The sequence below is a fragment of the Klebsiella sp. Sb-30 genome (genome assembly GCF_057652795.1).
On sequence record NZ_CM172749.1, the window covers coordinates 3,715,652 to 3,728,217 of the forward strand.

Consider the following 12,566-nt stretch of genomic DNA (forward strand, 5'->3'; position numbering starts at 1 on the left):
TTACAGGAACATCAGGAAATAGAGTAGAAATACGTTGACGATCAGCAGCAGTACGCCGGTCGGAATCTGAGCCTTAATCACCGCATTTTTATCCGGCAGTTCCAGCAGCGCCGCCGGCACGATGTTGAAGTTTGCCGCCATCGGCGTCATCAGGGTGCCGCAGTAGCCGGAGAACATACCGATCGCCGCCATCACCGCCGGATTACCGCCGTGCTGAAGCACCAGAATCGGAATACCAATCCCCGCCGTGACAATCGGGAAGGCGGCAAACGCATTGCCCATGACCATCGTCAGCAGCGCCATGCCGATGGTGTAGACCGCCACAGCGACAAAGCGGCTGTCCACCGCCAGATAATGCTCGGTGAGCCAGGCAATACTGCTACCCACTCCGGCAGTGGTAAACAGCAGCCCCAGCACCGCCAGGATCTGCGGCAAAATAAACGCCCAGCCTACCGAATCCAGCAGACGACGCGCCTCCTGCAGCGGCTGCGCGACCTTTTCCCGGGTCATGCGAATCGCCATCATCAGGCCGATCAGCGTCCCGGCGGTCATCGAAAACAGCGTAATCAGCGTGGCATGATTACCCGGGCCAAACACCCGGACTTGCCACGATGGCAGGTTATTAAACAGCAGCACCCCGATCACCGTGACAACCGGAATAGCCAGCGCCGGATAAAACAGTCGGTTACCCAGGCGGGTCGCGCTGGCGGTTCGCTCTTCCTCGGTGCGCTGGTGATAGCTACCCAGCCTGACACCGCCAAAACCGGCGATCAGCGCCAGCGCCACGACGGCAACGCCGACGGCAATATTGACCGAGCGCTTGTCGTCTACCAGCTGATAAGTCCAGTCGCCAAGCAGGAACAGCAGACCATACAGCCCCCAGAACAGGCCGGTGGTCAGGCGACGAGGGTTACTTTTGTCGCGCCATGACATGACCGCGACCACCAGCAGAACGACACCCGCCAGCCAGTAGAGCCAGGTTTGTTGAAAATTCATGCGACACCGCCTTTCGCCTGTGCGGCGGCGTTCAGTTTATCCAGCTCGCGCTGCAGGTGACGATCGAGTCGCCACAGACGCGCGGAATGGATCGCGAAGGCGCAAATCGCCGTCGGGATCCCCCACAGGGCAATATGCAGCGGTTCGGTCTGGATCCCACCGGACTCCAGCATAAAGTTGTGCATAAAGATGATGGCGCCGAAGGCGACGAAAATGTCTTCGCCAAAGAACAGGCCGACGTTGTCCGTCGCCGCCGACATCGCGCGTAAGCGATAGCGAATGCTGCCGGGAAGCGGACCTAACGTTTTTTCCGCCGCCCCTTCCGCCATCGGCGCCAGCAGCGGACGCACCATTTGCGGATGGCCCCCCAGGCTGGTTAACCCCAGCGCAGCCGTCGCTTCGCGCACGAACAGGTAGACGATCAGCAGACGTCCGGCGGTGGCGCTGTGGATCTTCGCGATCCACGCCTGGGCGCGCTCTTTCAGGCCATGCCGTTCAAGTAGCCCAATGACCGCCAGCGGCAGCAAGAGAATAAATGGCAGGTTGCGGGTGTTAAGAAACCCCTCCCCCAGCTTTTCCAGAATGGTGGCGATGGGCATTTGCGCCGCCACGCCGGTAACAATTCCAGAGATAATGACCACTAAAACCGGATTAAAACGCAAAACAAATCCGACCACAATCACGGCAATGCCGATCAGCGGCCAGAGAGATATCGCTTCTCCCATGATAACGTCCTGTTAGTTGTGAGTGTTGTTGTGAGTGCTGTAATGCCTTAATAATTATTGTTTTATTCTTCTGTTTCCGCGCTGACCTGAATATTGCGTCCGGCAAAAGCCGCACGCAAACGGCGCGCAAAATCCAGCGCATGTTCACCGTCACCGTGAAGACACACGGTGTCAGCGATAACATGCGCCCATTCACCGGTGAGACTGCGTACCCGATTATGCTGCACCATTTCCAGGGTCTGCGCCAACGCCTGCTCTTCGCTGTCGATAAGTGCCCCGGGCTGTGAACGCGGCACCAGGCTACCGTCAGCCAGGTACCCGCGATCGGCAAAGACCTCCTGCCGCGTGACCAACTTGTAATGTTGTCCGGCGCGAATTAATTCGCTGCCGGCCAGCCCGACCAGGATCAGCGCAGGATCGAAATCTCGCACAGCCCGGGCAATCGCATCGGCCAGCGGCGCCTCTTTTGCCGCCTGGTTGTAGAGCATACCGTGCGGCTTCACGTGCTTCAGTTCGCCGCCTTCCGCGCGCACGATCGCCGCCAGCGCGCCAATCTGATACAGCATCTGGGCATAGACCGTCTCCGGCGGCAGCTGCATTGCGGTGCGGCCAAAATTTTCCCGATCGGGAAAGCTGGGATGCGCCCCGACGGCCACGCCGTTTTTCAACGCCTCGCGCACGCATTTATGCATCAGTAACGCATCGCCGGCATGAAAACCGCAGGCGATATTGGCGGAGGAGACCAGCTGTAACAACGCGCTATCGCTCGCACAGCCTTCCCCCAGATCGGCATTTAAATCAATGATCATCGCTCAGTCTCCATGCCAGTTGTTCCAGATAGCGCTGCTGATCCGCACGTGCTTTCAACGCCTCTTCCAGCGTGCACGGAACAAAATGAATCGGCTGGCCCAGCGGAATTTGCGCCAGCTGATACATATCAGCGTCGATAATGCAGGCAATTCGCGGATAGCCCCCGGTGGTCTGCGCATCGTTCATCAAGACAATCGGCTGACCGTTATGCGGAACCTGTACCACCCCCGGCAGCAGGCCGTGCGAAAACATTTCGCGATGGGTGGTGCGCGTAAGCGGTTGGCCCTGCAGACGATATCCCATCCGGTTGCTCTGGGCGCTAAGCTGCCAGGGGGAACGCCAGAACGCCCCTTGCGAGGCCCGATCAAATTCATGGTACTCCGGCCCCGGTAACGCGCGGATGCGATTGCCGATCGGCAGTGACTTAACGCCCCGCGACGTACTGAATCGTCGGGACGCTTTTCCCAGCTTCAGCCGATCGCCATCCTGCAGGCGTCGCCCTTCAAGGCCGCCAATGCCGACTTTCAGATCGGTACAGCGCGAACCGAGCACCTCCGGAACGTCAATGCCCCCGGCTACCGCCAGATAGCTGCGGATCCCATACTGCGGGGTTTTAAGCACCAGATGCTGCCCGGCCTTCGCCGCCATTCGCCAGCCGACCCATACCGGCTCGCCGTCCAGCATTGCTTCACAGGCGGCACCGGTCAGCGCAAACCAGCAGTCACGTTCAAACTGAATATCCACCTGGCCGAGCGTAATCTCCAGCGCGGCAGCATTTCCCGCGTTGCCGACCAGCAGGTTAGCAATCACCAGCGAGGGTTTATCCAGCGCACCGCAGAGACTGATCCCCGACTGTCGCTGTCCTTCACGTCCGCCATCCTGTACCGAAGAGTACATTCCGGCGCGGATCATCTTCAACATACCCCCTCCTTTTGCGGCACAAAGCGGACTCGATCGCCGGAACGCAGCAGCACGGGCTCCTGACGCATAGGATCAAAGAGCGCCAGCGGCGTACGGCCCAGCAGCTGCCATCCACCCGGAGTCGCCAGCGGATACACGCCGGTTTGCGCGCCGCCGATGCCGACAGAGCCGGCGGGGACCCGCAGACGCGGTTCCGCATGTCGCGGCATCGCTAAACGCTCCGGCAGTCCGCCGAGATAAGGAAATCCCGGCTGGAAACCAAGAAACCACACCACGTACTCGACGGAGGCGTGCAGTTCGACAACCTGCTGTTCAGTCAACCCGCTGTGAAGCGCCACGTTCGCCAGGTCGGGGCCGTCTTCGCCGCCGTAGATAACCGGAATGGTCATCAGCCGCGACTGTGGCTCAAGCGCCTCGCTCTCCTCCCACCAGCGCTGCAACTGCTCAATCGCATCCCATGCCATCTCCTGCGGATGGCGCAGGACCACGGTAATATTGTTCATCCCCGGTATCGCATCCAGGACCTCTTCGTGATCCGCCAGTCTCTGAGCCAGGCGCCAGATACGCTTTTGACTTTCCAGCGTGACCGGGGGTTCGAGCTCCAGAACCACGGCGGTTTCGCCTAACATGTAACAACGCGCTCGCTGCACTTTTCTTTCTCTCTCATCAGGCCGGGTTGGGAATATCAATAAAGGTCACATCCAGATCGGTATTTTCCGTCAGCCATTCGCTCAACGCGCGAATACCGCCGCGTTCGGTGGCATGGTGTCCGGCAGCATAAAAATGCAGGGACTGCTCGCGCGCGGAGTGGACAGTTTGCTCCGAGACTTCACCGGTAATAAACGCATCGACGCCAAAGCGAGCGGCGCTGTCAATAAAGCTCTGGCCGCCGCCGGTACACCAGGCGACACGGGCCACTTTATCTGGCCCGGTATCACCGCACCACAGCGGCTTGCGCCCCAGGCGCGCCTCAATCCACGAAGCCAGCTCCAGCCCGGAAACCGGCATCGACAGCTCTCCCCACGGGACCAGCGGCTCAATTTCCCCCATGACGGTGATCCCCAGCAGCTGCGCCAGCTGGACGTTATTCCCCAGCTCCGGGTGGGCATCCAGCGGCAGATGCCAGCCATAGAGGTTGATATCATTTGCCAGCAGCGTCTTCAGGCGCTGGCGCTTAATGCCGCGAATCACCGGCGATTCACCTTTCCAGAAATAACCATGATGGACGATCACCGCATCTGCCTGCAGGCGCACGGCCTCGTCCAACAGCGCCTGGCTGGCGGTGACGCCGGTGACAATTTTTTGCACCGTCTCACGCCCTTCCACCTGAAGGCCATTTGGCGCGTAGTCGCTGAATGTCGCGCTATTGAGCTTTTCGTTAATCAGTTGTTCCAGTTCGCTATTTTTCATTGCCGCTCCATCAGGTCATCATTTTGTGCACAGGCATAACATAGCGGTATCCGCGTAGATCGTCGATAGCCTCTGCGTGAGAGACGCTCGTTTGACTTTTAGCTTAATCCCGCAATTTGTCTACCCACCCCGTGATGCATTCGTGTATATTTATGCATTATAAAAGCATATTAAATAACCAGAAAGCCTTTAAGGCCATGAATAACACTGCTAAACCGCTATTCATGCAGAAAGATCGACTTTCGTTTTACGGCAGGAACCAGGCGTTACATGAACAGACAATCATCGCAACCGCGCGCAATCTATTACGTCGTCGCGCTGCAAATTTGGGAATACTTCAGTTTTTACGGGATGCGGGCGCTGCTGATTTTGTATCTCACCAATCAGCTTAAGTACGACGATAGCCACGCCTACGCCCTCTTCAGCGCATACTGCTCTCTGGTCTACGTCACGCCGATTCTCGGCGGTTTCCTGGCCGATAAGCTCCTCGGCAACCGAATGGCGGTGATGCTCGGCGCGTTGTTGATGGCCATTGGCCATTTGGTGTTGGGTGCCAGCGAAATTGCGCCAACCTTCCTCTATCTGTCGCTCGCCATCATCGTCTGCGGCTACGGATTGTTTAAATCCAACGTCAGCTGCCTGTTGGGAGAGCTGTACGAACCCACCGATCCACGCCGCGATGGCGGCTTCTCGCTGATGTATGCGGCGGGGAATATCGGCTCGATCGTCGCCCCCATCGCCTGCGGATATGTGCAGGAAGAGTACAGCTGGGCCATGGGCTTCGCCCTCGCCGCCGTCGGGATGATTGCCGGACTGGTGATTTTCCTCTGCGGCAGTCGCCATTTCCGTCACACCTCGGGCGTCAATCGCCAGGCGCTCTGCGCGCGCCGCTTTATGCTGCCCAACTGGGGCTGGCTGCTGGTTCTGCTAATCGTGGCCCCGCTGCTGATCACCGTGCTGTTCTGGCAGGAGTGGTCGGTCTATGCGCTGATCGTGGCGACGATTGTCGGCCTGGTGGTACTGGCCAGAATTTATCGGCGGGCAGAGACGGCCAAACAGCGTCGAGACCTGCGACTCATTATCGTCCTGACCGGATTCAGCCTGCTGTTCTGGGCTTTCGCTCAGCAGGGCGGCAGCTCCATCAGCCTGTATATCGACCGCTTCGTGAACCGGCATATCATGAGTTATGAGGTCCCGACCGCGATGTTCCAGTCGGTGAACGCCTTTGCGGTCATGCTCTGCGGAATGGTGCTGGCCTGGCTGGTGAAAGAGAATATCAACGGCAACCGTACCGTGCGGATCTGGGGTAAATTTGCGCTGGGTCTGGGGCTGATGAGCGCCGGCTTCTGCATTCTGACCCTGAGCGCACGCTGGTCGGCCGCCTACGGACAATCGTCGATGCCGCTGATGGTACTGGGCCTCGCGGTAATGGGCTTTGCCGAACTGTTTATCGACCCGGTGGCGATGTCGCAAATCACCCGTATCGAAATCCCCGGCGTGACCGGCGTGCTGACCGGCATCTATATGCTGCTCTCCGGCGCCATCGCCAACTATCTGGCCGGCGTGATTGCCGACCAGACAGCACAGGGTGCGTTCGATGAAGCCGGTGCGACCAGCTACGCCATTGATGCCTATATCAACGTGTTCAGCCAAATCACCTGGGGGGCTTTAGCCTGTGTCGGCCTGGTGCTGATAATCTGGCTGTATCACGCCCTGCGGGTCAGGACCCGCGCCCTGGCCGTGGAGTAAGGCTTTTACTGGCGGCCTCCCAGGCCGCCAACGTCTCCAGTCGCGCCTGCTTGTGATCGACCAGCGGACGCGGATAGTTCAGGCTCACCTTCTGTTTATCGGCCCAGATCCACGGCTGATGCAGCGCGTTATCAGGGACATCGGCCAGCTCTGGCAGCCACTGCCGAATAAATGTCCCGGCCTTATCGAACTTCTCTCCCTGGGTGGTCGGATTAAATATACGAAAATAAGGGGCGGCGTCGGTGCCTGTCGACGCTGCCCACTGCCACCCGCCGTTATTCGCCGCCAGGTCGCCATCAATCAGCTGGTTGATAAAATAGCGCTCGCCCGCGCGCCAGTCGATACGCAGGTCCTTGACCAGAAAACTGGCGGCAATCATCCGCAGCCGGTTATGCATCCAGCCCGTGGCATTGAGCTGGCGCATCGCGGCATCGACGATCGGAAAACCCGTTTTCCCGGCTTGCCACGCCTCTAATCCTTGCACATCGTCACGCCATGTCACGTTATCGGTCCAGGCAATGAACGGGCGACCTTTGCATAAGTCCGGGTAGAACACCATCAAATGTCGGTAAAACTCCCGCCAGATCAGTTCGTTTAGCCAGACGGAGCCTGCTTCACCGTCGAGCGCCGCCGGCTGCTCAGCCAGCAGTCGATGCAGGCACTGGCGCGGGGAAAGAACGCCTACGGCCAGACATGGCGACAGCCGGCTGGTGCCTTCCCTGGCGGGGAAATCACGCTGCTGGTCATAATCGGCGGCTTTTTGCTGGCAGAAACGGCGCAGTCGGGCGATAGCCGTTTTCTCATCGTCGGCAAAAAGGTGGGGATCAAAAGCCTCCTGCGGATAGCGGATCTCCGGCAGCGGCGCTGGTGTCAGGGGGCCGTGACCACGTACCGTCGGTGCGGCCACGCACTCCGGCAGCGCCTCGCGCAGTCGACGGAGAAAGGCATTTTTAAAGGGCGTAAACACCTTATACATTTCGTGATTCCCGGTCAGCACGCTGCCTGGGGACAGTAAAAGCGCATCGTCAAACCCGTGACATACCACGCCGCTCAGCCGCTTTTCCACCGCCGCATCGCGCTGACGCTCGTTGATTTCGTACTGGTAGTTATAAAACAGGTGGCTGACCTGCTGCTGCGCGCAATAGTCAGCCAGCAGCTGGACGCTGGCCGAAAAATCCGCCGCCTCCGCCACCTGCAACGCAATTCCTCGCTCGGCAAGAGCTGACTGCAGGCTACGCAGATGGCGGACGATAAATGCCGCCTGCCGCGGCGCCATACCGTGCTGATGCCACTGGCCCGGCGTGGCGATAAACAGCGCCAGCACGCGGGCATGCGGATCGCGACAGGCGGCGGCAAGCGCCAGGTTGTCATGGATACGTAGGTCAGCGCGAAACCAAACCAGATGAGTGGCCATAAAACTCCTGCAATCAGTAACATTCATGGATTCGATACCTCCCGGCCGGGTACGTAGCCCGCGAGGGAAGCATCAGGAAATTCAGATATAGAGTGTTGCAGGAGGCACGCAGGCGCAAGCAGAGGTCGTCTGACCGGGCAAAAAAAAACCGCCGGAGAACCGGCGGTTATGCAGTCTGGGAGGCGCGATCAGTAAAAGTCAGCGGCGGCTTTTTCAGCCTGCGCCATCCACACCGGCTGTTCGCTGGTTTTTGCCCATACGCGGTGCAGCCAGCTGTAATAGCGGGCCCGGTCTTTCCAGAACAGCATCACCGGAAGTGCTGCTACGCCAGCCACGACGGCGAAAGCACGACGTAAAAAGACAACGTGAGCAGGATAAGTTTTATACAACGCCATAATTTCTCTCCCTTAGTCAGGCCGGCAAGCGACGCCGGTAAAGTGTCAATGTATCTCTGGCTAAAATAATACCGCTTTGTATGTAATTTTACTACTCATCCGACCACTAAAAACAGCTCGTTTCGTCTTTATTTACATTCATCCGGTAATTGAGTTACAAAAAAGTTAAATTAATACTAATCATTGGTTAATTTGTGGTTTTGCTGATTTTTATATTTTTTTTACACCGCCGGTTCTGATTTTTGCAAAATCTTTGCACCAGAATTTCTATCCTCCGGGTAAATCGTAAAAACACCCGGAGGTGGATTGTGAGTGCAGGCGTAATTGCTGGCGTGGCGCTGGTATTCCTGTTGCTGGCCTATTTGGTCTATGCCCTGATAAATGCGGAGGCATTCTGATGGCCGCACAAGGATTTTTACTTATCGCCAGTTTTCTTCTGCTGCTGATGGTGCTGGCTCGCCCGACCGGGACGTTGCTGGCCAGAATGATCAACGATACCCCGCTGCCGGTGCTTGCCGGCATTGAGCGAGGCATTTGGCGGCTCTCGGGGATTCGTCCCCAGGAGATGAACTGGTGCCAGTATCTGCTCGCCATTCTGCTGTTTAATGGCGTAGGGCTGGTGGGGCTGTTCGCCCTGCTGATGTCTCAGGGCGCACTGCCGCTCAACCCTCAGCATCTTCCCGGCCTCTCATGGGACCTGGCGCTGAATACGGCGGTGAGTTTCGTCAGCAACACCAACTGGCAGGCCTATGCCGGAGAAAGTACCCTGAGCTACCTCAGCCAGATGGCCGGTCTGACGGTGCAAAACTTCCTGTCGGCGGCAACCGGTATCGCGGTGATTTTTGCCTTCACCCGCGCCTGGTCGCGTCAGCAGGTCAGCACCCTTGGCAACGCCTGGGTCGATCTCACCCGCATAACCCTATGGCTGCTGCTGCCGATTTCACTGCTGATCGCCGTGTTCTTTATTCAGCAGGGCGTGCCGCAAAACTTTCTGCCGTATCAGGCCTTCACCACGCTGGAAGGCGTGCATCAGTCGCTGCCAATGGGGCCGGTCGCTTCGCAGGAAGCGATCAAAATGCTGGGTACTAACGGCGGCGGGTTCTTTAACGCCAACTCATCGCACCCGTTTGAAAACCCGACGGCGCTGAGCAACATAGTGCAAATGCTGGCGATCTTTTTGATCCCGGCCGCGCTGTGCTTTGCCTTTGGCGACGTCGTCGGCGATCGCCGCCAGGGACACGCGATTTTGTGGGCCATGACGCTGATCTTTATCGTCTGCGTCGCGGTGGTGATGTGGGCAGAAACCCACGGTAACCCTCACCTGCTGCAGCTGGGGGCGGACAGCAGCCTGAATATGGAAGGCAAAGAGAGTCGCTTTGGCATTCTCGCCAGCAGCCTGTTCGCGGTTGTCACCACCGCCGCCTCCTGCGGCGCGGTCAACGCCATGCACGACTCCTTCACTGCGCTGGGCGGCATGGTTCCCATGTGGCTGATGCAGATCGGCGAAGTGGTCTTCGGTGGCGTGGGATCGGGGCTGTACGGCATGCTGCTGTTCGTCATGCTGGCGGTCTTTATCGCCGGGCTGATGATCGGCCGGACGCCGGAATATCTCGGCAAGAAGATCGATGTGCGCGAAATGAAAATGATCGCCCTGGCCATCCTCGTGACGCCCACTCTGGTCCTGCTGGGTACCGCGCTGGCGATGATGACCGAGGCCGGACGCGCGGGGATGTTTAACCCGGGACCGCACGGCTTTAGCGAAGTGCTGTATGCCGTCACCTCCGCCGCCAATAACAACGGCAGCGCCTTCGCCGGCCTCGGCGCAGCAACGCCATTCTGGAACCTGCTGCTGGCGTTTTGCATGCTGTTCGGTCGTTTCGCGGTCATCGTGCCGGTGATGGCTATCGCCGGTTCTCTGGTGAGTAAAAAGATCCAGCCGACCAGTTCCGGCACCCTTGCCACCCACGATGTGCTGTTTATCGGTCTGCTGATCGGTACCGTGCTGCTGGTTGGCGCCCTGACCTTTATTCCTGCCCTGGCGCTCGGCCCGTTGGCGGAACACTTCTCCTTACTTTAAGTGATGCGGAGCACCCTGTTATGAGTCGCAAACAATTAGCCCTGCTCGAGCCGACGCTGGTGCGCCAGGCGCTGCTGGATGCAGTGAAAAAACTGAGCCCGACGGTGCAGTGGCGCAACCCGGTGATGTTCATCGTCTGGACGGGTAGCCTGATAACCACGCTGCTGGCCGTGGCGATGGCCAGCGGGCATCTCGCCGGCAGCGCCGCTTTTACCGCCGCCGTGAGTATCTGGCTGTGGTTTACCGTACTGTTCGCCAACTTCGCCGAAGCGATGGCTGAAGGCCGCAGCAAAGCGCAGGCCAACAGTCTGAAAGGGGTGAAAAAAACCGCTTTTGCTCGCAAGCTGCGCGCGCCGCAGCATGACGCGCCTGTCGACCATATTCCGGCCGATGACCTACGCAAAGGCGATGTGGTGCTGGTGGAAGCAGGCGATATTATTCCCTGCGACGGGGAGGTCATTGAAGGCGGCGCCTCGGTGGACGAAAGCGCCATCACCGGTGAATCCGCTCCGGTGATCCGCGAATCCGGCGGCGACTTTGCATCGGTTACCGGCGGGACGCGCATTCTTTCTGACTGGCTGGTGATCCGCTGTAGCGTGAACCCCGGTGAAACGTTCCTTGATCGGATGATCGCCATGGTCGAAGGCGCTCAGCGCCGCAAAACGCCGAATGAAATTGCGCTGACGATCCTGCTGATCGCCCTCACGCTGGTGTTCCTGCTGGCCACCGCCACCATCTGGCCGTTCTCCGCCTGGAGCGGCAATGCGGTCAGCGTGACGGTGCTGGTGGCGCTGCTGGTGTGCCTGATTCCGACCACGATCGGCGGACTGCTCTCGGCGATCGGCGTCGCCGGGATGAGCCGTATGCTGGGCGCCAACGTCATCGCCACCAGCGGACGCGCGGTAGAAGCCGCCGGCGACGTTGACGTCTTACTGCTGGATAAAACCGGGACGATTACCCTCGGTAACCGCCAGGCCTCCGCGTTTTTACCTGCGGAAGGCGTAGAAGAAAAAACCCTTGCCGACGCCGCCCAGCTCTCATCTCTGGCCGATGAAACGCCGGAAGGTCGCAGCATCGTGATACTGGCAAAACAGCGCTTTAACCTGCGCGAGCGGGATCTGCAGTCGCTGCAAGCGACCTTCGTCCCCTTCACCGCCCAGACGCGCATGAGCGGGATTAATATCGATCGGCGGATGATCCGCAAAGGCTCCGTCGACGCCATTCGTCGCCATGTCGAGGCCAACGGCGGCCACTTCCCGGCGGACGTCGACAAACAGGTGGAAGATGTTGCCCGCCAGGGGGCGACACCGCTGGTGGTCGCGGAAGGCAAACACGTGCTGGGCGTTATTTCGCTGAAAGATATCGTTAAAGGCGGAATTAAGGAGCGCTTTGCTCAACTGCGCAAGATGGGCATTAAAACGGTCATGATTACCGGCGATAACCGCCTCACCGCAGCGGCGATTGCCGCTGAAGCGGGGGTCGATGATTTCCTTGCCGAAGCGACGCCGGAAGCCAAACTGGCGCTGATCCGTCAGTACCAGTCCGAAGGTCGTCTGGTGGCGATGACCGGCGACGGTACTAATGATGCCCCGGCGCTGGCTCAGGCCGATGTCGCGGTGGCGATGAACTCCGGTACCCAGGCGGCAAAAGAGGCGGGCAACATGGTGGACCTCGACTCCAACCCGACCAAACTGATCGAAGTGGTGCACATCGGTAAGCAGATGCTGATGACCCGCGGGTCGTTGACCACCTTCAGTATTGCCAACGACGTGGCGAAGTACTTTGCCATTATTCCGGCCGCCTTTGCCGCCGTTTACCCGCAGCTGGCCATGCTCAACGTCATGCACCTGCATTCGCCTGCCTCGGCGATTCTGAGTGCGGTTATCTTTAACGCGCTGATTATCGTCTTCCTGATCCCGCTGGCGCTGAAGGGCGTGAGCTATCGCCCGCTGTCGGCTTCGGCCATGCTGCGCCGTAATCTGTGGGTCTATGGCCTGGGTGGGCTGCTGGTGCCGTTTATCGGTATTAAAGCTATCGATCTGTTACTGACCCTGACCGGGCTGCTGTGA

12 protein-coding genes are annotated in these 12,566 nt (G+C 59.0%); 4 read left to right on the plus strand and 8 right to left on the minus strand.

All coding sequences use genetic code 11. From position 1 onward, the window contains the following. From AC236I_RS17385 to AC236I_RS17410, 6 genes are all read right to left on the minus strand, one after another. On the minus strand, positions 1-996 hold the full coding sequence (locus AC236I_RS17385; RefSeq protein WP_015584870.1) for a DUF979 domain-containing protein: 996 nt from the start codon (positions 994-996) through the stop codon (positions 1-3). Further along, positions 993-1,721, minus strand: a complete 729-nt coding sequence (locus tag AC236I_RS17390) for a DUF969 domain-containing protein (protein WP_004859651.1) — start codon at positions 1,719-1,721, stop codon at positions 993-995. Before AC236I_RS17390 ends, AC236I_RS17385 begins: the two co-directional genes overlap by 4 nt. 62 nt (positions 1,722-1,783) lie before the next feature. Further along, positions 1,784-2,530, minus strand: a complete 747-nt coding sequence (pxpA, locus tag AC236I_RS17395; RefSeq protein WP_004859649.1) for a 5-oxoprolinase subunit PxpA — start codon at positions 2,528-2,530, stop codon at positions 1,784-1,786. After that, positions 2,520-3,452, minus strand: coding sequence for a 5-oxoprolinase subunit PxpC (gene pxpC / locus AC236I_RS17400; RefSeq protein WP_004859647.1), 933 nt, complete (start codon positions 3,450-3,452; stop codon positions 2,520-2,522). The genes pxpA and pxpC overlap by 11 nt, the downstream gene beginning before the upstream one ends. Continuing rightward, positions 3,446-4,102 (minus strand): 5-oxoprolinase subunit PxpB, encoded by a 657-nt coding sequence (gene pxpB, locus AC236I_RS17405; RefSeq protein ID WP_032716910.1) that lies wholly within the window; start codon positions 4,100-4,102, stop codon positions 3,446-3,448. Before pxpB ends, pxpC begins: the two co-directional genes overlap by 7 nt. Positions 4,103-4,118: 16 nt before the next feature. Next, entirely contained in the window at positions 4,119-4,862 is a 744-nt protein-coding gene (locus AC236I_RS17410) for a type 2 GTP cyclohydrolase I (RefSeq protein ID WP_004859643.1), read from the minus strand. Positions 4,863-5,132: 270 nt separating this feature from the next. On the opposite strand from AC236I_RS17410, the gene dtpD reads away from it, so the two are divergent. Next, positions 5,133-6,611, plus strand: a complete 1,479-nt coding sequence (dtpD, locus tag AC236I_RS17415; RefSeq protein WP_004859642.1) for a dipeptide permease DtpD — start codon at positions 5,133-5,135, stop codon at positions 6,609-6,611. On the opposite strand, the gene phrB is transcribed toward dtpD, so the two are convergent. After that, positions 6,583-8,025, minus strand: coding sequence for a deoxyribodipyrimidine photo-lyase (gene phrB, locus AC236I_RS17420; RefSeq protein WP_071359241.1), 1,443 nt, complete (start codon positions 8,023-8,025; stop codon positions 6,583-6,585). The two genes, dtpD and phrB, sit on opposite strands and share 29 nt — an antisense overlap. 188 nt (positions 8,026-8,213) lie before the next feature. Beyond that, positions 8,214-8,420, minus strand: coding sequence for a DUF2517 family protein (locus AC236I_RS17425; protein WP_004859627.1), 207 nt, complete (start codon positions 8,418-8,420; stop codon positions 8,214-8,216). 308 nt (positions 8,421-8,728) lie between these two features. On the opposite strand from AC236I_RS17425, the gene kdpF reads away from it, so the two are divergent. Genes kdpF through kdpB form a run of 3 tightly spaced genes read left to right on the plus strand, consistent with a single transcriptional unit; the run spans position 8,729 to position 12,566 of the window. Next, entirely contained in the window at positions 8,729-8,818 is a 90-nt protein-coding gene (kdpF, locus tag AC236I_RS17430) for a K(+)-transporting ATPase subunit F (RefSeq protein ID WP_015584874.1), read from the plus strand. Beyond that, entirely contained in the window at positions 8,818-10,497 is a 1,680-nt protein-coding gene (gene kdpA / locus AC236I_RS17435) for a potassium-transporting ATPase subunit KdpA (RefSeq protein ID WP_015584875.1), read from the plus strand. The genes kdpF and kdpA overlap by 1 nt, the downstream gene beginning before the upstream one ends. Positions 10,498-10,517: 20 nt before the next feature. Further along, complete coding sequence (kdpB, locus tag AC236I_RS17440) at positions 10,518-12,566, plus strand: potassium-transporting ATPase subunit KdpB (protein ID WP_015584876.1); 2,049 nt, start codon at positions 10,518-10,520, stop codon at positions 12,564-12,566.

What these genes read in the sequence shown, in the direction of transcription:
- AC236I_RS17385 (WP_015584870.1), bottom strand. Translation starts at nt 996, where the DNA reads ATGAATTTTCAACAAACCTGGCTCTACTGGCTGGCGGGTGTCGTTCTG.
- AC236I_RS17390 (WP_004859651.1), bottom strand. Translation starts at nt 1,721, where the DNA reads ATGGGAGAAGCGATATCTCTCTGGCCGCTGATCGGCATTGCCGTGATT.
- pxpA (WP_004859649.1), bottom strand. Translation starts at nt 2,530, where the DNA reads ATGATCATTGATTTAAATGCCGATCTGGGGGAAGGCTGTGCGAGCGAT.
- pxpC (WP_004859647.1), bottom strand. Translation starts at nt 3,452, where the DNA reads ATGTTGAAGATGATCCGCGCCGGAATGTACTCTTCGGTACAGGATGGC.
- AC236I_RS17410 (WP_004859643.1), bottom strand. Translation starts at nt 4,862, where the DNA reads ATGAAAAATAGCGAACTGGAACAACTGATTAACGAAAAGCTCAATAGC.
- dtpD (WP_004859642.1), top strand. Translation starts at nt 5,133, where the DNA reads ATGAACAGACAATCATCGCAACCGCGCGCAATCTATTACGTCGTCGCG.
- phrB (WP_071359241.1), bottom strand. Translation starts at nt 8,025, where the DNA reads ATGGCCACTCATCTGGTTTGGTTTCGCGCTGACCTACGTATCCATGAC.
- AC236I_RS17425 (WP_004859627.1), bottom strand. Translation starts at nt 8,420, where the DNA reads ATGGCGTTGTATAAAACTTATCCTGCTCACGTTGTCTTTTTACGTCGT.
- kdpA (WP_015584875.1), top strand. Translation starts at nt 8,818, where the DNA reads ATGGCCGCACAAGGATTTTTACTTATCGCCAGTTTTCTTCTGCTGCTG.
- kdpB (WP_015584876.1), top strand. Translation starts at nt 10,518, where the DNA reads ATGAGTCGCAAACAATTAGCCCTGCTCGAGCCGACGCTGGTGCGCCAG.